This window comes from Sphingopyxis flava, assembly GCF_900168005.1.
Lineage (GTDB): Bacteria > Pseudomonadota > Alphaproteobacteria > Sphingomonadales > Sphingomonadaceae > Sphingopyxis > Sphingopyxis flava.
Genome location: NZ_FUYP01000010.1, coordinates 110228 through 131597 on the forward strand (window position 1 = coordinate 110228; position 21370 = coordinate 131597).

A 21370-nucleotide genomic window follows, 5' to 3' on the forward strand; every position below is an offset into this window, starting at 1 on the left:
CGGATGAGCAGGCATATCCTCATCACGGGCGCAAGCCGCGGCATCGGTGCCGCGATCGCGGCGGCGCTGCAATCCCCCGATCACCGCATCGTCGCGCTGTCGAGCGCCGATGGCGACCTTGCCGACCCGGCCGTGCCGCCTCGGCTCTGGACCGCGGGCCTCGACCGGCTCGGCGGCCGTATCGATGTGCTGATCAACAACGCCGGGGTGTTCGAGGCAAATCCGATCGACAAGAGCGACGCCGATTGGCTTGCGGGATGGAACCGCACGCTTGAGATCAACCTCACCGCGAGCGCCCAGCTTGGCCGCCTCGCCGTGCGGCATTGGCTCGAAGGCGGTGAGGGCGGGCGCCTCGTCAACATTGCAAGCCGCGCCGCGCACCGCGGCGACAGCCCCGCGCACTGGCACTATGCAGCGTCAAAGGCGGGGATGGTCGCTATGACCAAGACGATCGCGCGCGGCTACGCCCGCGACAAGATTCTCGCCTTTGCGATCTGTCCGGGTTTCACCATGACCGGCATGGCCGACGATTATCTTGCGAGCCGTGGCGGCGACAAATTGCTCGCCGATATCCCGCTCGGCCGGGTCGCCCAGCCGGAGGAAATCGCCGAGATGGCGCGCTGGTGCGCCCTTAAGGCGCCGCCTTCGATGACCGGCGCGGTGCTCGATGTGAACGGGGCAAGCTATGTCCGCTAAGCCGCTGCTCCTCGCCGCGCTGCTGCTGCTCGCAGGCTGCGCGGCGCCGGCCGGGAAAGTCTCTTTCCCCTCCCCTGCTGCCAATGGCGAGGCGCTCGCCGCCGCGTGCGAGGACCGCGACGGCTGGAGCGACCCCGCGCCGCCCGCGAAAATTTTCGGCACCAGCTATTATGTCGGCACCTGCGGCATTTCCGCGGTGCTGATCGACGCACCGGGCGGCCTCGTGCTGATCGACGCGGCGACCGAGACCGCCGCGCCGCAGATTCTCGCCAATATCCGTACGCTGGGTTTTGACCCCAACAAGGTCCGCATGCTGCTCGCGAGCCACGAGCATCTCGACCATGTGGGCGGCCTTCGGGCGCTGCAGGATGCGACCGGCGCCAAAATCTATACGCGACGCGAAGCCATCGAGGCTCTGACGAGCGGCGAGCCCGATCCACGCGATCCGCAGCGCGGCGCGATCGCCCCTTTTCGCGGCGTGGTCATCGCCGGCGAACTTCAGGACGGCGAGACAGTGCCGATTGCAGGGCTTGAACTCACGCTTCACGCAACGCCCGGCCACACGCCGGGGAGCACGAGCTGGACATGGAAGTCGTGCGAAGGCGCCGACTGCCGGACCATCGCCTATATCGACAGCCTGAGCGCCGTATCGGCCGATGATTATCGCTTCGCCGATCACCCCGACTATGTCGCCATGCTGCGCGCCACCTTCGCCAAGCTGTCCGCCTTGCCTTGCGATATATTGGTCACCCCGCATCCTGCTGTAAGCAACCTTTTCGCGCGCCTATCGGGGGCCGCCGCGCTCGTTGATACCGACGCTTGCCGCGTCTATGCCGCGGGCGCCGCGGAGCGTCTCGACGCGCGGCTCGCCAAGGAGGCCGAAAACAAGTCATGAGCTGGCTCGTCTCGCTCCCCTGCACCCGCGATGAAGCCGAGGCGCTTTCGGGCGAAGTGCCTGCGCTCGACGCGCTTCCCGATGCGCCGGTGGTGGCAACACGCGAGATCGACGAAGCGGCGGGCCAGTGGCAGCTCGATGCCTATGTCGAGACGCCGCCTAGCGCCGCGCTCGTTGAAACCTTGCGCGCGCTGATCCCGAGCGCGAGAAGTGCCGCGCCGACGGTCGAGGAGCTCCCCGAAGAGGATTGGGTGACGCTGAGCCAGCAGGGACTCCGGCCCGTTCAGGCCGGCCGCTTCTTCGTCCATACAAGCAGCCATGCCGACCATGTGCCGTCCGGCGTCGTCGCGTTTCAGATCGACGCGAGCCAAGCCTTCGGAACGGGCGGGCACGACACCACCGCGGGGTGCCTTGCGATGCTCGACCGGCTGGCGCGCAGAGGCGCCGCGCCGCGCAACATCGCCGACATCGGCACCGGCACGGGGCTCCTCGCCTTCGCGGCCCTTCACCTGTGGCCCCGCGCGCGCGTGATTGCCTCCGACATCGACCCTGCGAGCATTTTCGTCACGCGCGACAATGCCGTGATCAACGCCGTGCCGCTCGGCCGCGGCGGCGGGCAGCTCGCGCTTGCGGTTGCAGCCGGAACCGATCATCCTGCGATCCGCCACCGCGCGCCTTTCGATCTCGTGATCGCCAATATTCTCGCGGGTCCGCTGATCACCCTCGCTCCCGACATTGCCGCTTCCACCGCGCCGGGCGGTCATGCCATTCTTGCCGGACTGATCGCGCGCCAGATGGAGGCGGTGCTCGCCGCCTATCGCGCGCAGGGCTTCCGCCTTGCAGCGCGCGGGGGGAGCGCCGATTGGCCATGCCTGCTCCTCGCCAAGCGCCGGCGCTATGGCTTTCGGCGCAAGGAACGCGCCTTCCACCGGTCGGACCCGGCGGACGCCAGTTTCGGGAGCTGGTAGGCGCTACGAGCTCTTGGCGAGCGCGTAATCCTGCGTACCGCGCGTGATCACCTCGTCGCCCGGCAGGATGTCGGCGATCGGGATCGGCGGCAATGCAGCGTTCGAAGCGTAAAGCGGCGCGAAGTCGGTATTGACCGTTACATCGAGGAGCTGGTCGAGGCTGTCGATGACAAAATAATTCTGCTGGAAATCGTCGATCCGATAGTCGGTGCGCATCACGCGCGCGAGATCGAAGCCGATGCGGTTCGGACTGTCTGAATCGAGCGCAAATAGGCTCTCGGCGTAGGAAGACACAATGCCCGCGCCATAGATGCGCAGCCCCCCCGCTTCCCGGATCAGGCCGAATTCGACCGTGTACCAGTAGAGCCGGGCGAGCTGCTTGAGCGCATCGAATTTCTGGCTGCGTAGCCCGCCCTCGCCATAGGCCTGCATATAATCGGCAAACACGGGGTCAGCGAGCATCGGGACGTGGCCGAAGACGTCGTGGAAGACGTCGGGCTCCTGCAAATAGTCGAGCTGCTCGGGCGTGCGGATGAAATTGCCCGCCGGAAAGCGCCTGTTGGCGAGATGATCGAAAAAGACATCGTCGGGAACGAGACCCGGCACCGCGACGACCTGCCACCCCGTCGCCGCCATCAAGCGCGAATTGAGCTCACGATAATCCGGAATGCCAGGATTTTCGAGCTTGAGCACGTCGATACCGCGCAAAAAGGCTTCCGATGCGCGGCCGGGAAGCATCGCAGACTGGCGCGCAAAAAGGCGGTCCCACATCGCATGCTCGGCGGCGGTAAACGCCTCCCAGTTCTGCGCAATCGTCCAGTCGGGCGCGGCGGCTGGCGGCGGCGTGTCGTGGACATGGGTTTCGGGATTCGCCATAGGCATCGCGTTACCACAAAACTGGTTTCAGGTGAAACTTTAACTCGGTCTCAGCCATCGAGCGCGATCACTTTGGTCGCGAGCCGGTCGACCTCGTCGCGGTCGTGGCTCACGTAGAGAATCGGAAGCTTCAGGTCATCGCGAATACGCTCGATCACCGTCATGATATCGCCGCGCCGCGCGGCATCGAGCGAAGAAAGCGGCTCGTCCATCAGCAGTATCTCGGGTCCGGCAAGCAGCGCGCGGCCGATCGCGATGCGCTGCGCCTCGCCCCCCGACAGGCTCCCTGGCCAGCGATCGAGCAGATGGCCAATGCCGAGGAAGGACGTCGCCTCGTCAAGGCTCATCCAGCGGCTCGCTGGTGGTGCAAGCTTGACCCCGTAAAGAAGATTGGCCCGCACCCGCCGGTGCGGGAAAAGACGACCGTCCTGAAAGACATAGCCGACCCGACGGGCCTCGGGCGGCAGGTCGATGCCATCTCCAAAGAGCGTGCGTGTGCTGACGCGGATATGCCCCCGGTCGGGCCGCAGGAGCCCCGCGACCATATCGAGAAGACTGGTCTTGCCGGCGCCTGAAGGACCAAAGAGGGCGGTCAGCCCCGGCCCTGCCGTAAAGCGCGCGGCGATGAGCCGATCGCCGCGCCGCTTCGCAACATCGATATCAATCGTCATGCTGCTGCCTTCCGGCCGGCGTGCGGCGAACGAGCCATTCGGAAAGAAGGAGCGCGCCGAGCGACAGCGCGACCGAAAAGAGCGCAAGCCTCGTCACCATCGTCTCGGACCCCGGGATCTGAAGCGCGGAATAGATGGCGAGCGGGAGCGTGCGCGTCTCGCCCGGAATGTTCGACACAAAGCTGATCGTTGCGCCAAACTCGCCGATCGAGCGCGCAAAGCCGAGCACGAGCGCGGCGAGCACGCCGGGAAAGGCAAGCGGCAGGCTGATCGTCCAGAAAGCATGCCACGAGCTTGCCCCGAGCGTCCGCGCCGCCCCTTCAAGCCGCCGGTCCACCGCCTCGATCGAAAGCCGCATCGCGCGCACCATCAGCGGCAGCGCCATGATCGCCGCCGCGAGCGCCGCGCCGGTCCAGCGGAACATCAGGCTCACGCCGAACCAGCTTTCAAGCCAGCGTCCCGCCGGACCCAGCGGCCCGAACGCGAGCAGCAGCAGCCAGCCCGTGACGACCGGGGGCAGCACGAGCGGCAGGTGGACGAGGCCATCGAGCAGGAGACGCCCCGGAAATCGGTAGCGCGCAAGCACCCAGGCGAGCGCAAACGCCAGTGGCAGCGCTGCGAGCACCGCGGCGCCGCCGACCTTCAGCGACAGCGTAACGATGCCCCATTCGGCCGGCGTGAGCATCAGGGCGCCGAAAAGCCGTGGCGCGCGAAGATCGCGCGCGCCTGCTGCGAGAGGAGAAAGGAGCGAAATGCGGCCGCATCCTTGTGCCGCGACGCCTTCAGCACGGCGAGCGGATAACGGATGGGCGCGTGGCTCGAGGCAGGAAAGACGCCCACGACGCGGACGCCGCGCGACGCCTTCGCGTCGGTTTCATAAACGATGCCGAGCGGCGCGGCTCTCCGCTCGACCAGCGCCATCGCGGCGCGGACATTCTCAGCCGGAGCGAGCTGCCGTCTAAGCGCGCTCCACACGCCAAGCGACGTCAGCGCGGCCTTTGCATATTTGCCCGCCGGCACCGCATCGGGATCGGCAAGTGCAAGCCGCCCGCCGCCAAGCACCCGGGCGAGCGGGAAACCATGCGCGATCGTCAGCCGCACCTTGCTCGCCGCAGGCGCGACCAATACCAGCCGGTTCCCGAGCAAGGTCGCGCGGCTTCCTGCGCGCAGGCGCCCCGCCTTTCCGACCCTGTCCATCCAGGGCTCGTCGGCAGAGATGAAAAGGTCGGCAGGCGCGCCCGCGATGATCTGCCGGGCGAGCGCAGATGAGGCGGCAAAGGAGACGACGGGCCGAGCATGTCCCTTTGCCGCCCATGCGTCGGCGACTTCGCCTAAGGATTCCTGGAGGCTCGCCGCAGCAAGCACCAATGGTCCGCGCTCGGCAGCGCTTAAAGCCGGCGCGAGAAAGAGCGCGGCAAGGAGAAGACCAAGGGAGCGGACAAACGCCATATCGTCTCAGCTATATAGAGCGCCGCTGCCCGGCGAAAGCGAGGCTGCGACGCGGATGTGGCCATAGCCTGGCTCGACCAGCCCGCGCGCGGTGAGCTCGCGAAGCGCGGCCCCCAGGGTCACGCGCGAGACCCCGAGCAGGTCCGCGAGCTGCTGCTGCGTTGCGCGGACCGTGCTGCGATCGGGCGCGTCTGCCGCCATCGCAGCGAGCAGCCGCACAAGCCGGTCGGCGGCCGGCAGACGCCGTTCGGCATCGATGATGTCGAGCGTGACAGCAAGCTGGCGCGACAGGCTGCGAAGCAGGAGTTCGGCCCACCCGATATCCTCCGCCATCAGCCGGCGCAGCAGCGGCCGGCCGATTGCGATCAGCCGCGCAGGTCCGCTCGCGATCGCGTCGGCCTGGCGCGGAACGCCTGCAAAAAAGGCAAGTTCGCCGAACATGTCGCCCGGCCCCAGCACCGCAAAGGCGGTGAAGCGTCCGTCCTCGGCATGGCGCCCTGCGAGGACATGCCCCTCGCAAACCACCCAGAAGGTGTCGCCAGGGTCGCCCTGGTGCTGCACAAATTGCCCATCGGCGAGGCTGCGCACCGGCGCGATCGCTGCAAGCCGCTCGCGCTCGGCGCGCGCGAGCCTGGTCCGCTCGGCAAGCGCAAAGTGATAACTTCTTTGCATTGCGCTCCTGGACCTGGGCCAGCGAGCGGCAAAAGGCAAGCCGCCCGAAGCGGTGGACGGCCCCCCGCATGCGGCGTCAGCCGCGACCCGGCGGCCGGGCCTTCTCCCGCCCGCGCCCCGGGCGGGAGAAATATATTACAAGGCCCCGTGGCAATGCTTGTATTTGCGTCCTGAACCGCAAGGGCACTGCGCGTTGCGGCTGATATCGAGGCCGGCATAGGGGTTCTCACCCTCGGGCATATCGGGACGCGGCGCCTGCATCGGGGGCAGCGTGTTCGCGATCACCCCGAGGTCGCCGCCATCGATGTCCGCGCTGTTGTCCTCGCCGGTGAAGGGGTCGATGTGGGTGGTGAGGAAGTCGGGCAGTTCAGGCAGCGGCATCGGTTCGGGTTCCTGGAACTGGAAATCGATCCGCGCGACGGTGCGCGTCACATCCTCGCGAATATTTTGCAGCATCCGCTCGAACAGCGCGAAGGCCTCGGCCTTATATTCGTTGATTGGCTGCTTTTGCGCGTAGGCACGCAGGAACACGACCTGACGCAGCGCATCGAGGGTGGAAAGATGCTCCTTCCAATGATGATCGAGCGTCTGGAGCAGAATGGATTTTTCGATCCCGCGCCACGTATCGGGGTCGACCTGCGCGGCCTTCTCGGCCGCCGCGGCATCGGCCATCGCTTGAATGCGCTCTTCGAAGACTTCCGGATCGACGGCATCTTCCTCCATCCACGCATCGATCGGCGGCGTGAGGTCGAGAATATCGGCGATGCGCGCCTTCATGCCCTCGATGTCCCACTGTTCGGGATAGCTTCCCGGCGGGCAGGCGTCGGCGACGATCGAATTGACCGTTTCGGCGCGCATCGCGGCCATGGCATCGTCGACGGTCTCGCTGTCGATGATTTCGCCGCGCTGTTCGTAGATGACCTTGCGCTGGTCGTTCATGACGTTGTCATATTCGACGACCTGCTTGCGGATGTCGTAGTTGCGCGCCTCCACCTTCTTTTGCGCGGTCTCGATCGCCTTCGAAAGCCATTTCGAGCCGATCGCCTCGCCGTCCTCGAGATTCTTGTTCATCATCTTCGCGAACAAGGTGTCGGGCCCGAAGATGCGCAGCAAATCATCGTCGAGGCAGAGGTAGAATTTTGACAGACCGGGGTCGCCCTGGCGTCCCGACCGGCCGCGCAGCTGATTGTCGATGCGCCGGCTTTCGTGGCGTTCGGTCGCGAGCACGAAGAGGCCGCCTGCTGCACGAACCGCCTCGCGCTCGGCCGCGACCTCCTCATGAAGGCGCGCGATCGCCGCATCGCGTTCGGGGCCCTCGGGGAGGTCCTTCAGTTCATCCTCGATGCGAAATTCTTCGCTTCCTCCGAGCTTGATGTCGGTGCCGCGGCCCGCCATGTTGGTCGCGATCGTCACCGCGCCGAGCCGGCCCGCCTGCGCCACAATATGCGCCTCGCTTTCGTGGAAGCGTGCGTTGAGGACGCTGTGCGCGACGCCCTCCCGTTCCAGATAGGAGGAAAGCAGCTCGGACTTCTCGATCGACACCGTGCCGACGAGTACCGGCTGGCCGCGCTCCTGCGCCTCGCGGATCGTCCGCGCGATGGCGCCGAACTTGTCGGCGATATTCTTGTAGAATTCATCTTCCTCGTCGCGCCGCGCGATCGGGCGGTTCGTCGGGATGGTGACGACGTTCATCTTGTAGATTTCGAAAAATTCGGCCGCCTCGGTCGCCGCGGTGCCGGTCATACCCGAGAGCTTGGGATACATGCGGAAATAATTCTGGAAGGTGATCGAGGCCAGCGTCTGGTTCTCGGGCTCGATCCGAACGCCTTCCTTGGCCTCGACCGCCTGGTGCAAGCCGTCGGACCAGCGGCGCCCGTCCATCATGCGGCCGGTGAACTCGTCGATGATCACGACCTTGCCGTCTTTCACGATATAGTCGGTATCGAGCTTGAACATCACGATCGCCTTCAGCGCCTGGTTGACGTGATGGACGATCTGGGTGTTCTCGATATCGTAAAGGTTGCTGCCCTGGAGGAGGCCGGCCGCCTCAAGCAGCCGTTCGACATGCTCGGTGCCCTCTTCGGTGAGGCTGATCGACTTGGCCTTCTCGTCCTTCTCATAATCATCCTCGCCGAGCTGGTTCACCACCTCGTTGACGCGAATGTAGAGCTCGGACTTGTCGTCGGTCGGACCCGAGATGATGAGCGGCGTGCGCGCCTCGTCGATCAGGATCGAGTCGACTTCATCGACGATGCCGAAGTTGAAGGGGCGGTGGACCATTTGCGACCGCTCGAACTTCATATTGTCGCGCAGATAATCGAAACCGAGCTCGTTGTTGGTCGCGTAGGTAATGTCGCTGTTATACGCCTCGCGCCGCTGCATCTCGTTGAGGTTGGGGACAATGACGCCGGTCGTCAGGCCGAGAAAACCATAGACGGCACCCATCCACTCGGCGTCGCGGCGGGCGAGATAGTCGTTGACGGTCACAACATGAACGCCCTTGCCCTCGAGCGCGTTCAGATAGCAGGGCAGCGTCGCCATCAGCGTCTTGCCCTCGCCTGTCGCCATCTCGGCAATCTCGCCGCGGTGAAGGACGATGCCGCCGATCATCTGCACGTCGAAATGCCGCATGCCGAGCGTGCGCCTTGCAGCCTCACGTACCGTCGCAAAGGCTTCGGGCAGAATGTCGTCGAGCGTTTCGCCCGCGGCGAGCCGCTCGCGGAATTTCGGCGTCTGCGCCTGCAGCGCAGCGTCGTCGAGCGCCTCCATCTGCGGCTCGAAGCCATTGATCTTGTCGACGATCTTGCGAATCGAGGCGACATAACGGTCGTTGGACGAGCCGAAGAGGCTCTTGGCAATGCTGCCGAACATGCTGGATTTCCTTGGATTATCGCTAGGGATAGCGGCGACGCTGTGCGTCGCCCGTTCGCCGCGGGGGCGGCGTGAAAAAGTCTCAGGCGGATTGCCCGCGAAGCGGCACTATTCGAGTGCGCGATCCGAACGGCTGAGAACGCCGGGCAGATAGGGCGGAGCCGTGCGCACCGGCTTGCGGCACGCGCAGGAGGCGCGGCGCGAGGGCACCGGATCGGCAGGCCGGCGCGCCTTGTCGGACGCATCGGATTGGCCTGCGGTTTCGGCGAGAAGAATGAGCGACCCCATCGCCGCCGGCATCGCCGGCGCCGCCTGCGCGCGGTCCGCGCCGGCAAGACCGGTCAGCAACGCGAGCAAGGTCAATAAAAGTCGCAATCGGGGCCCCTCTTTGGTCCAGCGCACAAAATAGTGCACGCTGAAGGCTGAACATAGGGTGAAAAGGGCGCCGCGTCCAGAGACTGATCAACGGCAAGGCCTTGCCGCACGCATCAGGAAAGCTGGGGGTTCAGCTCCTTCACTTCCCGAAGGAAACTCTTGGGTTTCTTGAAAAACTTGCTCTTGCGGTTGACCTTCAGCCCGACCAACTCGGCGAGCTCCATCACGAAATGGACGCAATTATGCTTGCCGAGGTTGTAGCTTGGCTGTTTGCGCTCCTGCCATTCGCGGATCTTGGCGGTCAGCCGGGCATAGGTCGCATCATCGAGTGTCAGGCTGAACTGCTTGTCGCTCTTTGCCACATAATCGGGCTTCGAGGTCTGCACATAGCCCTTTACCGATCCCAGCAGGATCGCCGGGCTCACCGTTCGGGCGGTGAAGCCATAATTGGTGTCGACCAGCTCACCGGTCGCGTCGAGGCGCCCCTTCAGCGTCACAAAGGCGTGGGGGAAGCGGTCGCCGAAATCATGGCTGTAAAAGCTCACCACCACCGCGGCACGCGCCGGAAGCGCTGCGCAGAGGAAAAAAACCAAGAGGGAGAGGAGCATCGGCCGCAAAAAGGTCATCGCGCCGTGATAACCAGCCCGCCTCCCCATGGCCACCCCCCGTTATTGCCGCTTGACCTCTGTCGCTCGTAGCGCGGACAAGCATGTGAGCACGAGGGGAGGACAAACATGGCACGCAGGGCGATCTTCATCACCGGCGGCGGGTCGGGCATCGGGCGCGCAGCCGCGCGCCATTTCGCAGATCGGGGCTGGTTCGTCGGGCTCGCCGACGTCAATGCCCAAGGGATCGACGAGACCGCCGCGCATCTCCCCGAGGGCGCCGTCTCGCGCCACATCATGGACGTTCGCGACCGCGATCAGTGGCAAAAGGCACTCGCCGATTTTGCCGCAGCGAGCGAAGGCCGGCTCGATGTTCTTTTCAACAACGCCGGAATTGGCACGGGCGGCCAGTTCATCGACATGCCGCCTGCCGAGACCGACCGGCTGATCGCGATCAATTTCGGCGGCGTCGTCAACGGAATCTACAGCGCGCTGCCGCTGCTTCGCGCGACGCCGGGGTCGACCATCCTCAACACGGGCTCGGCGTCAGGATTTTACGGCGTCGCGGGGCTTGCCGTCTATTCGGCGACGAAATTCGCGGTGCGCGGCCTCACCGAAGCCCTCGAGATCGAATTTGGTAAATATGGCATCAAGGTTTGCTCGCTGATGCCGGGCTTCATCGACACGCCGCTCCTCGACCAGGTGAGCGCCGACAGCAACGAGCCCGCGCGCATCCGCCTTGCGGCGAGCGGATTCGAGATCGTGCCCGTCGAACGCGTTGCCGAGGCGGCGTGGGAGGCGGTGCATGGCAGCCGTGTGCATGTGACCGTCGGCAAGATGGCGAGGCGCCTGTCGCGCCTCGCGCGTTTCTTTCCGGGGCTGATCGCGCGGCAGTCGAAAAAGATGGACGGCCTCGGCGCCGCGCAAACTTGACGGGAATAGCGCGGCCGCGCCGCCTGCCGCGCGTCAGTGGACCGTGTCGGCCGCCGCCTCGCCGGGTGAGGGCCGGGTCCGCGACAAAATCCACCAGCTTGCGATCATCAGCCCCGCCGACAGCGCCTCGATGATCATCGCCTGGATGATTGCGGGGTCGATCGCGTCGCCGCTTGCCGCCCCGATCAGCCGCCCGATCAGCGCGGTGCCGTAGAGCGCCGCGGGGACCAGCAATGCGCGGGGCCATGCGGGGAGCAAGGCACCTACGGCCGCTCCGCCGGCTGCAACGAGGAAGAAGGCCGAGAGGTCAGCGCGCACCGTGTTCGCCGCCGGCCCCTCGGCGATGATCCCGAACAAGTCGGCGAAACTTGCCGGATCGATGATTCCCCGCAAACCGACAATGGCAAAAAACAGCGCCCATAAGAGGACGGCGCCGCGCAGCACCCAATTGATCATCTCGTCTCTCCCTTGTCTGCCGCAAGGCTGCGACATCGGGGAAAAAACTTCAATCTATTCCGCAAGGTCCGGCGCGAGCGTTTCCTCGATCCAGCCGCCGCCGAGCACCCGGCTCTCGTCGGCAGCGTCGTAAAGCACGGCCGCCTGCCCCGGCGCGACGCCATATTCTGGCGCGGCAAAGCGAAGGCAATCGCCCTCGACCCGCGCCGGCGCGGGCCTTGCCATGCTGCGCACCTTGGCGAGCACGTCGCGCCCCTCGACATCGGCCAGCCAGTTTGCCTCGCCGAGCCGCGCGCCCGTGACGGCGAGCGCGCGCCGCGGTCCGACCACCACGCGCTTTGTCTCGGCATCGAGCCGGACGACATAAAGCGGCTCCGCCTGTCCGCCGATCTCGATCCCGCGCCGCTGCCCGACCGTATAGTGGATGAAGCCCCGGTGCGTGCCGAGGACAGTGCCGTCGATATGGACGATCTCGCCCCGGTCATCGGCCTCGGGGCGAAGCTTGCGGACAAGACTTGCATAATCCCCGTCGGGAACGAAGCAGATGTCCTGGCTGTCGGGCTTGCCGGCAACGCCAAGGCCAAGTTCGCGCGCAATTTCACGCACGACGCTCTTTTCGAGCCCGCCCAAGGGAAAGCGCAGGAAGTCGAGCTGCGCCTGGGTTGTGGCAAAGAGGAAATAGCTCTGGTCGCGCGCGGGGTCGAGTGCGCGGTGGAGCTCTGCGCCATGAGAGCCCATCACGCGGCGGACATAATGGCCGGTTGCAAGGCAGTCCGCGCCGAGATCCTTCGCCAGCGCGAAAAGGTCGGTGAATTTGACCCCCATGTTGCAGCGCACGCAGGGAATGGGCGTGCGCCCGGCGAGATATTCGTCAGCGAACTGGTCGATCACCGTGTCGCGAAACCGGCTTTCATGGTCGTGGACATGGTGAACGAAGCCCAGGCGGTCGGCGACCGCGCGCGCGTCGCGGATATCCTGTCCCGCGCAGCAGGCCCCCACGCGCTTCGCCTTCGCGCCATGATCATAAAGCTGCAGCGTCACCCCGATGACCTCTGCGCCCGAGCGGGCAGCGAGCGCTGCAACGACGCTCGAATCGACGCCGCCCGACATCGCGACGACGATTCGCCGGTCCTTCAGCGGTTCGGCGAGCTGGAAATCGCCGAGTCGGTCGGGGGTGAGCACAGGAGCCATGATCGCGGGCATCTAGGGACGGCAGCGTCAAAATGCCAGCTTTTCCGCGCATCGCGTCAAAATATTGACGCGGATTAAGCTTCGCTAACAAGCGCTGAAACGGGCATTTACCGGGCTTTAGCGCCTCGACGCTAGACGGGGGGCATGAACCTTGCCCCGTCCGACCTTCCGCGCCTTGGCGGTGCTGCCAGCCTGTCGAAGCCCGGCTTCGACATCATATTGGCCGTCTCCGCCGCGCGGCAGGCCGCCTTGCCGACCGTGCGCCTGCTCCGCGCCCGGTCGCGTCGCGAATCGCGGCAGGCCAAGGTGAATGCTCTGCGTGCCATGTTCGGCGGACCGGCGGGCGCCGACCCGAGTAGCGCCCCCCGGCCCGCGCGCTTCTTCGATCTGTCCGATCAGAAAAACGCCTTGCCCGAAACCATGAACAGCCCGTTTACCAGAGGGTTTCAGCCGATGTTGAACCTCGCTTGTGTAGGCAGACCTTTGTCGGTTGAACCGATCCCCCCCGCTCAAGACGTTATGGAATGATCATGATCGAGAATCAGAAAATCCGCCCGGCCCAGGTCATCGGCCCCTTGGGGGAACCGCTGACGCTGGACACGCTGCCGCCGCCGAACACGACGCGCTGGGTGGTGCGGCGCAAGGCCGAAGTCGTTGCGGCGGTCAATGGCGGCCTGCTGACGGTCGACGAGGCGTGCGAGCGCTACGGGCTGACGATCGAGGAATTCGCCAGCTGGCAGCGCTCGATCGATCGCAGCGGCATGCCGGGCCTGCGCGTGACGCGGATTCAGCATTATCGCGACCTGTACGAGCGCCAGCAGCGCTTTTGAAAAGCGACGAAAAGTCGCGGCAGGGGGCGCCCCGGGGCGCCCTCTTTTTTGTCCGAACACCGCTCGTATCCGACATTTTCGACAGAAAAATGCGTGGCTTTCCCGATATTTGATAATTTGCGTGCAACCCCTGCGTTCACTCAGCGTTAAGGCTCGGAGTCAATCAGGAGATCACTCATATGCGCAAGTTTGCAATCACCCTCACCGCCGCGTCGGCGCTCGCGCTCGGCGCTTGCCAGAGCCCCGAAGCCGACAGGGTCGAGGATCAGGCAGAAGCCCAGGCTGAAGCGATCGACTCTCAGGCCGACGCCATGCCCGAAGGCGCAGCCAAGGAAGCGTTGGAAAAGAAGGCCGACATCGTCGAAGAACAGGGCGAGGAAAAGGCCAACGCGATGGACGACAATGGCGAAATCGCTCCGTCGGAAACCGGCGTCGGCGACACGCAACAGTAAAGCCTGCCTTCCCTTTACGGGAGGCAGCAGGAAGGGCGTCCGGCATCGCCGCGGCGCCCTTTTCTATGCGCTTGAGAGAGTGTGAAAGACGTCCTGCACACCGCGTGCCGCGGTGTCGCGTCGTAATAGATCGAGCGCGTCGGCGACATCGAGCCGATATTCGGACACGCCTGCGGCTGCGCGCTCCCACTTGGCGCCGAGCGATCCCACCAGCCGCACAGCGGCGCGGTTTTCGGACAAGATGTGAACGTCGAGCTCGGTCAGCCCTTCCGCGAGGCACTGGATCAAGAGCGCCGTGGTCATCATCCGCGCGAGCCCTTTGCCATGAAATGCGTCGATCACCGCGACCGAATATTCGCCAATGCGGCCGCCATGCGCATAGCGCACCGCGTGCACCGCGCCGATTGCGGGCGTCCCTTCGCATCCGGTGCAGAGTGCCCCCCATGCGATATGATCACGCCCGTCGACGTCGACCAGGCTCTCGACCACGCTATCGGGCGGCATCGGCGCGGGCGAGAAGAAGCGCAGATAGCGCGCCTCGGCCGAGAGCCTCGTAATCCCCTCGCGCAGCAACGGCTCGTCCGCAGGCGTGATGGCACGAAGGCAGACGGCGGTGCCGTCGGCGAGCACGCTATGTACTTCGATGCCGCCCAGGGACATCCCGGCCCTTGCTGCCATCCCGATCTCCCGGCCGCGCGCAATGGCCAGACGATAGGGCGGCGGCGCGCGTGCGGCAAGGGAGCAGCCTCCCCTGCCCTAATCGGAAGGATCAGGCATCATCCCCCATGCGAAGCGCGGCGATGAACGCCTCCTGGGGAATGTTGACATTCCCATATTCGCGCATCCGCTTCTTGCCCTCTTTCTGCTTTTCGAGGAGCTTCTTCTTGCGGGTGGCATCGCCGCCATAGCATTTGGCGGTCACGTCCTTGCGCAGCGCCGCGATCGTCTCGCGGGCGATCACCTTGCCGCCGATCGCCGCCTGGATCGGAATCTTGAACATGTGGCGGGGGATGAGGTCCTTCAGCCGCTCGCACATGCCGCGGCCACGGCTTTCCGCCGAGCCGCGGTGAACGATCATCGAGAGCGCATCGACAGGCTCATTGTTGACGAGGATGCTCATCTTGACGAGGTCGCCCGGGCGGTGGCCGATCTGGTGATAGTCAAACGAGGCGTAGCCTCGCGAAATGCTCTTAAGCCGGTCGTAGAAGTCGAACACCACTTCGTTGAGGGGCAGCTCGTAAGTGATCTGCGCGCGGCCGCCGACATAGGTGAGGTTCTTCTGGATACCGCGGCGGTCCTGGCAGAGCTTCAGGATGGAGCCCAGATATTCATCGGGAACATAGATCACCGCCTCGATCCACGGTTCCTCTATCTCCTCGATCCGGTTGGGGTCGGGCATGTCGGCGGGGTTGTGGAGCTCCATTTCGGTCGGCCCGCCATCCTTCGAGCGGGTGAGCTTGAGCTTGTAGACCACCGAGGGCGCGGTGGTGATGAGGTCGAGATCATATTCGCGGGTGAGCCGCTCCTGGATGATCTCGAGGTGGAGGAGCCCCAAAAATCCGCAGCGGAAGCCAAAACCCAGCGCCGCGCTCGTCTCCATCTCGAAACTGAACGAGGCGTCGTTGAGACGAAGCTTCTGGATGCTCTCGCGCAGCTTTTCAAAGTCGTTGGCATCGGTCGGGAAGAGGCCGCAGAAGACGACCGGCTGGACCTCCTTGAACCCAGGCAGCGGGGCTGCGGCGGGCCTCTTCGCGTCGGTGACCGTGTCGCCGACACGCGCCTGCGCAACATCCTTGATCTGCGCGGTGATGAAGCCGATCTCGCCCGGGCCGATCTCGGTGAGGTCCTGCCTTTTGGGAGTGAAGCAGCCGACGCGGTCGATGAGGTGGGTCGTGCCCGCCTGCATGAACTTGATCTGCTGGCCTTTCTTCAGGACGCCATCGACAACGCGAACGAGGATGACGACGCCGAGATAGGGGTCGTACCAGCTGTCGACGAGCATCGCGACGAGCGGCGCCGACGCATCGCCCTTGGGCGGCGGGATCTTGGCGACAATCGCCTCGAGGCATTCCTCGATGCCGATCCCCGATTTGGCCGAGGCGAGAACTGCATCGTCGGCGGGCAGGCCGATGATATCCTCGATCTCGGCCTTTACCTTGTCGATGTCGGCGGCGGGAAGGTCGATCTTGTTGATGACCGGCACGATCTCGTGATCATGCTCGATCGACTGATAGACGTTGGCGAGCGTCTGCGCCTCCACCCCTTGCGCGGCATCGACGACGAGAAGCGCGCCCTCGCATGCAGCGAGGCTGCGCGACACCTCATAGGCAAAGTCGACGTGGCCGGGCGTGTCCATGAGGTTGAGCTGATAGGTCTCGCCATCTTTCGCCTTGTAGGAAAGACGCACCGTTTGCGCCTTGATGGTGATCCCGCGCTCCTTCTCGATCTCCATATTGTCGAGAACCTGCGCCGACATCTCGCGCTCGGTAAGGCCGCCGGTGAACTGGATCAGCCGGTCTGCGAGCGTCGACTTGCCATGGTCGATGTGCGCGATGATCGAAAAATTACGGATATGCGAGAGAGGCGTTGTCATGGCGCGCGCGTTAGCAGGGGTTTGCCGCGCTGTCAGCAGCCGAGTCGTGCCGCCGCGCCCCTCAGGCGGGGCCGGAGGCGCCGGGCGCTCCAAGCCATAGCGACAGACCCGGCGGCACGTCGGCGGGGGGCGCTTCCGCCTCGGTGCGCACCGCGTCGGCGCGGGCGCGCGTCAGGATCGCAGGGGCAACCGCCGGGTGGTGGAAAATAAAGTCGGCCTGCCCGAGGAGCCGCGCTGCGCGCAAGGTGAGCGCATCAGGGTCGTTGCTCGCAAGAAGCAGGATTTCGAGGCGAGCGGGCGCCTGGGCGTCCGCTCGCTCGCCAGGCTTCGCCGACGCGAGCCAGGCCTCGACGCGCTCAGCGGCCCTCTCGTCGAGCGGATCGAGCAGCCCGCCTTCGGCAAGCGCGGCGTCGATCGCGCGGCGCCGGTCGGCAGCCGCAGGCCAGCGTTCAGTCATCGCCGCGCGGGCGGCGCGGAGCGCTGCGGCGAGAGCGCCGAGCCCTTCGGGAAGCAGCGCCTCAATGCGCTGGCGGATCGCTTTGGCAAGACCCGCCGACGCGCCGCCGGTGCCGACCGCAATGGTGACGGGCGCGCGCTCGACAATCGCCGGGGTTGTGAAATCGCAAAGATGGGGCCGGTCGACGACGTTGACGAGAAGCCCATGCGCGCGCAGCGCCTCGGCGGCAGCGCGCGCTGCCTCCTCATCCTCGATCGCAACGAAGCCGATGGTTGCGCCAGGCTCCCACGCCGAAACGACCCGCCCCCCTGCCCGCGCGACGAGCCGCCCCTTGGCCTCTGCCGCAGCGCCGGTCCCGACGATTACGACGGCGCGGCCGGCGAGCGAGAGGAAGATGGGGAATTGGTGCATGAGGCGCCTCTTAACAGGCCCGTGCGCAGGAGGGGAGAGGCGGGGTGGAAGGGGGGCGCTCGACGCGCCGCCCGGGCGCCCCCCATCCGCCGGGCGGGGGAGCGCCCACGCGTCAGTCGATCCAGTCGGGAACCCGCTCGGCCGCCATGATCGTACCGGCGGCGATCCGGTCGGCGACGACGATGTAGCGCCCGCCATCGACGAGTACTTCGGGGACGAGGCTGCGGCTGTTGTAGGTCGACGCCATTGTCGCGCCATAGGCGCCCGCGGTGCGAAAGACGGCAAGGTCGCCGGCTTGCACGGCGTCAATCTCTCGGTCGCGTGCGAAGGTGTCGCCGGTTTCGCAGACCGGACCGACGATCGATGCGGTCATCTTCTCCCCTGTCGGCTTCACCGCGGCGAAATCGTGATAGGCATCGTAAAGCGCGGGGCGCGCAAGGTCGTTCATCGCGGCATCGACAATGACGAAGGGGTTCGCCGCGCCGGGCTTGACCCAGAGCACCTCGGTCAGGAGCACCCCGGTGTTGCCCGCGATCACGCGGCCGGGTTCGAACATCAGCGTGACGTCCCAGTCCTTCGTGACGCGCGCGACCATCGCGCCATAGTCGGCGGGGCTCGGCGGATTGTCGCCGGGCTTGTACGGCACGCCGAGCCCGCCGCCGAGATCGACATGCGTGATGCTGTGCCCCGCGGCGCGCAGATCCGAAACAAGCCGGCCGACGCGCTCGAACGCGGCCTCGAGCGGGGCAAGGCTGGTGAGCTGGCTCCCGATGTGAAGCGCGACCCCGCGCAGATTGAGACCCGGCAGCGCCGCGAGCCGCGCGAAGATTTGGGGTGCGACATCGATGCCGACCCCGAACTTGTTTTCGGCCTTGCCGGTCGAGATTTTGGCATGCGTGCCTGCGTCGACGTCGGGGTTGACGCGCAGCACCGCGTTCGCCGTCGTCTCGCGCGCCAGCGCAATTTCTGCGAGCGCGGCGCCCTCGGGCTCATGCTCGATGTTGAACTGGCCGATGCCGCGGTCGAGCCCTTGCGCAAGCTCGGCGCGGGTCTTGCCGACGCCCGAGAAGACGATGTCTTCAGCCGCCATGCCCGAGGCAAGCGCGCGTTCAAGCTCGCCCCCCGAGACGACGTCGGCGCCGTAGCCCTGCCGCGCGAGCACGCGTAGCACGCCGAGATTGGGGTTGCACTTGATGGCGAAGGCAAGGTGCTTCTTCGGCACATCCTTCAGCGCGTCGCGAAAAACCTGCGCATGACGCTCGAGCGTCGCGCGCGAATAGACATAGACGGGGGTTCCCACCTCAGCGGCAATCTGCGGCAGGGGGATATCTTCGGCGTGGAGGACGCCGTCACGAAGTTCAAAATGGTCCATCGAAGGAAATCCTGATCATCTTCATTTGCACGCGCATCGAAAGATCGAGATGCCCCAAAAGACAGGAAGGGCCGTGGGGGTCTCGATGCCGCGCGAGGCGAGCGGGAGGCCGGGGTTTTGCTCAGCCCGGCGGGGGCAGGTCGAAATCGTCGGGTTCGCGCTGTTCGGAGCGTTTGAGAAGTTCGTCGCTGCGCGCGGGCTTGGCCTGCGCGTCAGGCGTCGTGAGCTCCTCATTCGTCGGGGCGCGCGTCGCGCCGATGGGGATGACCGGCGGGGCCTGGCCCACCACCGGCTTCAAGTCCTCGCGGCTGCCGCACGCGCCAAGCGTCGCTGCAAGGGCGGCGGCCGACAGGACGGCGGCGGTGAGCGGGCGGGTTCGCATCGTCAACTCTCCAGCGCGGCGCGCGCCGCGGCAATGGCCTGCCTTACCCGTTCGGGCGCGGTGCCGCCATAGCTGATGCGGCTTGCGACCGACGCCTCGACGGTGAGCGCTGCAAGCGCCTCCGGCGTGACGGCCGCGTGGATTGCCGCCGCCTCGGCCGCAGGCAGCGCCGAAAGCTCAACGCCAAGCTCTTCGGATCGTTTCACGCAGGCACCGACGATATGGTGCGCCTCGCGGAAAGGCACTCCCGCCTCGCGGACCAGCCAGTCGGCAAGGTCGGTCGCGGTCGAAAAGCCCGACGCGGCGAGCGCGCGCATCCGGTCGGTGCGGAAGGTCAGCGTCTCGACCATGCCGGTGAGCGCGGCAAGCGAGAGCGCCAGCGCGTCGAAGGCGCCGAACACCGTCTCCTTGTCGTCCTGCAGATCCTTCGAATAGGTGAGCGGCAGCCCCTTGACGATAACCGCGAGCCGCTGAAAGGCGCCGAGCAGCAGCCCTGCACGCCCGCGCACGAGCTCAGCCGCGTCGGGATTGCGCTTCTGCGGCATGATCGAGCTGCCCGTCGACCAGGCATCGGGCAAGGCGACAAAGCCGAAGGGCTGGCTTGCCCAGATCACGATTTCCTCGGCGAGGCGCGAGAGGTGCAGCGCGGCAATCGCGGCGGCTGCGCAGAATTCGAGCGCAAAGTCGCGGTCGGAGACGGCGTCGATGCTGTTCGCCATCGGACGCGCAAAGCCGAGCGCCTTCGCCGTCGCGTCGCGATCGATCGCAAAGCCCGTGCCAGCGAGCGCCGCGGCGCCGAGCGGCGATTCGTTGAGGCGCGCGCGCGCGTCAAAAAAGCGCCCGCGGTCGCGCGCGGCCATCTCGACATAGGCAAGAAGATGATGGCCAAGCGTCACCGGCTGCGCAACCTGAAGATGGGTAAAGCCAGGCATGATGCTCGCCGCATGCTCCTCGGCGCGCGTAAGGAGCGCAGCCTGGAGGTCCTTCAGTCCGGCATCGATGCGCTCGCAGGCGCTGCGCACCCAGAGGCGGAAATCGGTCGCGACCTGGTCGTTGCGCGAACGCGCGGTGTGAAGGCGCCCGGCAGGCTCGCCGGCAATTTCCTTGAGCCGCGATTCCACCGTCATGTGGATATCCTCAAGCGCAAGGTCGACGGGCACGCCGTCGCGGGCGAATTCGCCGGCGATTTCGGCAAGGCCTGCGTCGATCGCTCGAGCATCAGCGGCGGTGATGATGCCCTGCGCGCCGAGCATCGCGGCATGTGCGCGGCTTGCCGCAATATCTTCTTCCCACAGACGCTTGTCCACGGGGATCGAGGCGTTTATTTCCTGCATGATCGCCGCGGGACCGCCCCCGAAGCGGCCGCCCCACATGCTGCTCTTGTCCGGAGATTCCGCCATTCGCCGCGCCCTAGATCCGAAAATAGCCCTCCTCGCCATCCTGCTGGCGGGGTCGATCGCCGGCTGCGATAGGGAAAAGCGGGACCAGGAGCAAGCGGGGCCGTCGCAAGCAAATATTGCCTCCGGCGAAGCCAGGGATGCGCGCAGCGCCGAAACCTTCCAGCATCTGATCGATCGATCGCATGCGGGCGAGGCCGCTCCGGCCGCGCGCTTTTTCGGCCCCGACAATGCACCGGTGACGCTTGCAGCCTTCAAGGGCCGGCCGCTCCTCGTCAATCTTTGGGCGACCTGGTGCGCGCCGTGCATCGCGGAAATGCCGACGCTCGACGCGCTCGCCTCGCAGCAGCGCAAGGCCATGACGGTGATCGCGGTCGCACAGGATCTCCAAGGCGCCGCAGTCGTCGACCCCTGGTTTCAGCAGGCGGGGCTGACCTCGCTCCAGCCCTATATCGACCCGGACAACGCCCTCCTCGATGCGGCGAGCAGCGCGCTTCCCACAAGCATTTTCTACGATGCCGACGGCAAGGAATTATGGCGGGTGATCGGCGCGATCGACTGGCAGGGCGCAAAAGCGAAAGCGCTGCTTGCCGAGGCGGACCTTTAGACCCGATCCACCGCCGCCGCCTCGCTGCTGCCGGGACCCGCTGCGACGTCCGATCGGCGCGGCACTATGGGAGGACGCCAGCGTGGGTTCCCCTTTGACCCGCGCGCGAATGGCGAAGCGCGAAGCCATCGCACCCCCCGTTTGTTTTCACATATATGCAAACATATTTCTGGATATTGAAATAGTCGTCGCACTCCCCTAGCCCCTCATC

At 65.8% G+C, this 21370-nt stretch carries 24 protein-coding genes; 8 read left to right on the forward strand and 16 right to left on the reverse strand.

Annotated features, from left to right (window positions below; all coding sequences use genetic code 11):
• Positions 1–3: 3 nt before the first annotated feature.
• The 3 genes from B5X69_RS10105 to B5X69_RS10115 are packed head-to-tail and all read left to right on the forward strand — an operon-like array spanning position 4 to position 2559.
• Positions 4–696, forward strand: a complete 693-nt coding sequence (locus B5X69_RS10105; protein WP_079638569.1) for an SDR family NAD(P)-dependent oxidoreductase — start codon at positions 4–6, stop codon at positions 694–696.
• A complete protein-coding gene (gene bla / locus B5X69_RS10110; RefSeq protein ID WP_079638570.1) occupies positions 686–1591 on the forward strand; it encodes a subclass B3 metallo-beta-lactamase in 906 nt (301 codons plus the stop codon). The genes B5X69_RS10105 and bla overlap by 11 nt, the downstream gene beginning before the upstream one ends.
• On the forward strand, positions 1588–2559 hold the full coding sequence (locus tag B5X69_RS10115) for a 50S ribosomal protein L11 methyltransferase (protein WP_079638571.1): 972 nt from the start codon (positions 1588–1590) through the stop codon (positions 2557–2559). The genes bla and B5X69_RS10115 overlap by 4 nt, the downstream gene beginning before the upstream one ends.
• A 3-nt stretch (positions 2560–2562) precedes the next feature.
• Here the strand turns inward: B5X69_RS10115 and phhA are convergent, their stop codons facing one another.
• From phhA to B5X69_RS10155, 8 genes are all read right to left on the reverse strand, one after another.
• Positions 2563–3435 (reverse strand): phenylalanine 4-monooxygenase, encoded by an 873-nt coding sequence (phhA, locus tag B5X69_RS10120; RefSeq protein WP_079638572.1) that lies wholly within the window; start codon positions 3433–3435, stop codon positions 2563–2565.
• A 50-nt stretch (positions 3436–3485) separates the two neighbouring features.
• Positions 3486–4106, reverse strand: a complete 621-nt coding sequence (locus B5X69_RS10125) for a molybdenum ABC transporter ATP-binding protein (protein WP_079638573.1) — start codon at positions 4104–4106, stop codon at positions 3486–3488.
• Positions 4096–4791 (reverse strand): molybdate ABC transporter permease subunit, encoded by a 696-nt coding sequence (gene modB / locus B5X69_RS10130; RefSeq protein WP_079638574.1) that lies wholly within the window; start codon positions 4789–4791, stop codon positions 4096–4098. Before modB ends, B5X69_RS10125 begins: the two co-directional genes overlap by 11 nt.
• Entirely contained in the window at positions 4791–5555 is a 765-nt protein-coding gene (modA, locus tag B5X69_RS10135) for a molybdate ABC transporter substrate-binding protein (protein ID WP_079638575.1), read from the reverse strand. Before modA ends, modB begins: the two co-directional genes overlap by 1 nt.
• A gap of 6 nt (positions 5556–5561) precedes the next feature.
• Complete coding sequence (locus B5X69_RS10140) at positions 5562–6227, reverse strand: Crp/Fnr family transcriptional regulator (protein WP_079638576.1); 666 nt, start codon at positions 6225–6227, stop codon at positions 5562–5564.
• 135 nt (positions 6228–6362) lie between these two features.
• Positions 6363–9098: a preprotein translocase subunit SecA gene (secA, locus tag B5X69_RS10145; RefSeq protein WP_079638577.1), complete on the reverse strand. Its 2736-nt coding sequence runs from the start codon at positions 9096–9098 to the stop codon at positions 6363–6365.
• Positions 9099–9206: 108 nt separating this feature from the next.
• On the reverse strand, positions 9207–9473 hold the full coding sequence (locus B5X69_RS10150; protein ID WP_079638615.1) for a hypothetical protein: 267 nt from the start codon (positions 9471–9473) through the stop codon (positions 9207–9209).
• Between the two features lie 113 nt (positions 9474–9586).
• A complete protein-coding gene (locus B5X69_RS10155) occupies positions 9587–10129 on the reverse strand; it encodes a hypothetical protein (RefSeq protein WP_245798694.1) in 543 nt (180 codons plus the stop codon).
• Between the two features lie 78 nt (positions 10130–10207).
• Between B5X69_RS10155 and B5X69_RS10160 the strand changes: the two genes are divergently transcribed.
• Positions 10208–11011, forward strand: a complete 804-nt coding sequence (locus tag B5X69_RS10160; protein WP_079638579.1) for an SDR family oxidoreductase — start codon at positions 10208–10210, stop codon at positions 11009–11011.
• A 33-nt stretch (positions 11012–11044) separates the two neighbouring features.
• On the opposite strand, the gene B5X69_RS10165 is transcribed toward B5X69_RS10160, so the two are convergent.
• Positions 11045–11467, reverse strand: coding sequence for a hypothetical protein (locus B5X69_RS10165; protein WP_079638580.1), 423 nt, complete (start codon positions 11465–11467; stop codon positions 11045–11047).
• Positions 11468–11521: 54 nt separating this feature from the next.
• The gene (gene mnmA, locus B5X69_RS10170) at positions 11522–12658 is read right to left on the reverse strand and encodes a tRNA 2-thiouridine(34) synthase MnmA (protein ID WP_079638616.1); all 1137 of its coding nucleotides are present in this window, start codon (positions 12656–12658) and stop codon (positions 11522–11524) included.
• A 144-nt stretch (positions 12659–12802) separates the two neighbouring features.
• On the opposite strand from mnmA, the gene B5X69_RS10175 reads away from it, so the two are divergent.
• The 3 genes from B5X69_RS10175 to B5X69_RS10185 all read left to right on the forward strand — a co-directional run bounded on the left by B5X69_RS10175 (position 12803) and on the right by B5X69_RS10185 (position 13940).
• Positions 12803–13186, forward strand: a complete 384-nt coding sequence (locus B5X69_RS10175) for a hypothetical protein (protein ID WP_079638581.1) — start codon at positions 12803–12805, stop codon at positions 13184–13186.
• Positions 13187–13188: 2 nt separating this feature from the next.
• Entirely contained in the window at positions 13189–13488 is a 300-nt protein-coding gene (gene sciP / locus B5X69_RS10180) for a CtrA inhibitor SciP (protein ID WP_079638617.1), read from the forward strand.
• Positions 13489–13667: 179 nt separating this feature from the next.
• Entirely contained in the window at positions 13668–13940 is a 273-nt protein-coding gene (locus B5X69_RS10185; protein ID WP_079638582.1) for a hypothetical protein, read from the forward strand.
• Between the two features lie 63 nt (positions 13941–14003).
• Here B5X69_RS10185 and B5X69_RS10190 read toward each other — a convergent pair whose 3' ends face one another.
• From B5X69_RS10190 to argH, 6 genes are all read right to left on the reverse strand, one after another.
• Entirely contained in the window at positions 14004–14618 is a 615-nt protein-coding gene (locus tag B5X69_RS10190) for a GNAT family N-acetyltransferase (protein ID WP_079638583.1), read from the reverse strand.
• Positions 14619–14709: 91 nt separating this feature from the next.
• Positions 14710–16533, reverse strand: coding sequence for a translation elongation factor 4 (gene lepA, locus B5X69_RS10195; RefSeq protein WP_079638618.1), 1824 nt, complete (start codon positions 16531–16533; stop codon positions 14710–14712).
• Positions 16534–16594: 61 nt separating this feature from the next.
• Positions 16595–17401, reverse strand: a complete 807-nt coding sequence (locus B5X69_RS10200) for a precorrin-2 dehydrogenase/sirohydrochlorin ferrochelatase family protein (RefSeq protein ID WP_079638584.1) — start codon at positions 17399–17401, stop codon at positions 16595–16597.
• A gap of 112 nt (positions 17402–17513) precedes the next feature.
• On the reverse strand, positions 17514–18773 hold the full coding sequence (gene lysA / locus B5X69_RS10205; RefSeq protein WP_079638585.1) for a diaminopimelate decarboxylase: 1260 nt from the start codon (positions 18771–18773) through the stop codon (positions 17514–17516).
• Between the two features lie 121 nt (positions 18774–18894).
• Positions 18895–19155, reverse strand: a complete 261-nt coding sequence (locus B5X69_RS10210; protein WP_176141564.1) for a hypothetical protein — start codon at positions 19153–19155, stop codon at positions 18895–18897.
• A 2-nt stretch (positions 19156–19157) separates the two neighbouring features.
• Positions 19158–20528: an argininosuccinate lyase gene (gene argH / locus B5X69_RS10215; protein WP_079638586.1), complete on the reverse strand. Its 1371-nt coding sequence runs from the start codon at positions 20526–20528 to the stop codon at positions 19158–19160.
• Between argH and B5X69_RS10220 the strand changes: the two genes are divergently transcribed.
• Positions 20527–21159, forward strand: a complete 633-nt coding sequence (locus tag B5X69_RS10220) for a TlpA family protein disulfide reductase (RefSeq protein ID WP_079638587.1) — start codon at positions 20527–20529, stop codon at positions 21157–21159. The two genes, argH and B5X69_RS10220, sit on opposite strands and share 2 nt — an antisense overlap.
• Positions 21160–21370: the final 211 nt, after the last annotated feature.

Coding starts and splice junctions, on each gene's coding strand:
- mnmA (WP_079638616.1), bottom strand. CDS start 12,658: ATGGCTCCTGTGCTCACCCCCGACCGACTCGGCGATTTCCAGCTCGCC.
- B5X69_RS10175 (WP_079638581.1), top strand. CDS start 12,803: ATGAACCTTGCCCCGTCCGACCTTCCGCGCCTTGGCGGTGCTGCCAGC.
- lepA (WP_079638618.1), bottom strand. CDS start 16,533: ATGACAACGCCTCTCTCGCATATCCGTAATTTTTCGATCATCGCGCAC.
- secA (WP_079638577.1), bottom strand. CDS start 9,098: ATGTTCGGCAGCATTGCCAAGAGCCTCTTCGGCTCGTCCAACGACCGT.
- B5X69_RS10200 (WP_079638584.1), bottom strand. CDS start 17,401: ATGCACCAATTCCCCATCTTCCTCTCGCTCGCCGGCCGCGCCGTCGTA.
- B5X69_RS10185 (WP_079638582.1), top strand. CDS start 13,668: ATGCGCAAGTTTGCAATCACCCTCACCGCCGCGTCGGCGCTCGCGCTC.
- B5X69_RS10140 (WP_079638576.1), bottom strand. CDS start 6,227: ATGCAAAGAAGTTATCACTTTGCGCTTGCCGAGCGGACCAGGCTCGCG.
- phhA (WP_079638572.1), bottom strand. CDS start 3,435: ATGGCGAATCCCGAAACCCATGTCCACGACACGCCGCCGCCAGCCGCC.
- B5X69_RS10190 (WP_079638583.1), bottom strand. CDS start 14,618: ATGGCAGCAAGGGCCGGGATGTCCCTGGGCGGCATCGAAGTACATAGC.
- B5X69_RS10220 (WP_079638587.1), top strand. CDS start 20,527: ATGCTGCTCTTGTCCGGAGATTCCGCCATTCGCCGCGCCCTAGATCCG.
- argH (WP_079638586.1), bottom strand. CDS start 20,528: ATGTGGGGCGGCCGCTTCGGGGGCGGTCCCGCGGCGATCATGCAGGAA.
- sciP (WP_079638617.1), top strand. CDS start 13,189: ATGATCGAGAATCAGAAAATCCGCCCGGCCCAGGTCATCGGCCCCTTG.
- B5X69_RS10165 (WP_079638580.1), bottom strand. CDS start 11,467: ATGATCAATTGGGTGCTGCGCGGCGCCGTCCTCTTATGGGCGCTGTTT.
- modB (WP_079638574.1), bottom strand. CDS start 4,791: ATGCTCACGCCGGCCGAATGGGGCATCGTTACGCTGTCGCTGAAGGTC.
- B5X69_RS10105 (WP_079638569.1), top strand. CDS start 4: ATGAGCAGGCATATCCTCATCACGGGCGCAAGCCGCGGCATCGGTGCC.
- B5X69_RS10155 (WP_245798694.1), bottom strand. CDS start 10,129: ATGGGGAGGCGGGCTGGTTATCACGGCGCGATGACCTTTTTGCGGCCG.
- B5X69_RS10115 (WP_079638571.1), top strand. CDS start 1,588: ATGAGCTGGCTCGTCTCGCTCCCCTGCACCCGCGATGAAGCCGAGGCG.
- lysA (WP_079638585.1), bottom strand. CDS start 18,773: ATGGACCATTTTGAACTTCGTGACGGCGTCCTCCACGCCGAAGATATC.
- modA (WP_079638575.1), bottom strand. CDS start 5,555: ATGGCGTTTGTCCGCTCCCTTGGTCTTCTCCTTGCCGCGCTCTTTCTC.
- B5X69_RS10160 (WP_079638579.1), top strand. CDS start 10,208: ATGGCACGCAGGGCGATCTTCATCACCGGCGGCGGGTCGGGCATCGGG.
- B5X69_RS10125 (WP_079638573.1), bottom strand. CDS start 4,106: ATGACGATTGATATCGATGTTGCGAAGCGGCGCGGCGATCGGCTCATC.
- bla (WP_079638570.1), top strand. CDS start 686: ATGTCCGCTAAGCCGCTGCTCCTCGCCGCGCTGCTGCTGCTCGCAGGC.
- B5X69_RS10210 (WP_176141564.1), bottom strand. CDS start 19,155: ATGCGAACCCGCCCGCTCACCGCCGCCGTCCTGTCGGCCGCCGCCCTT.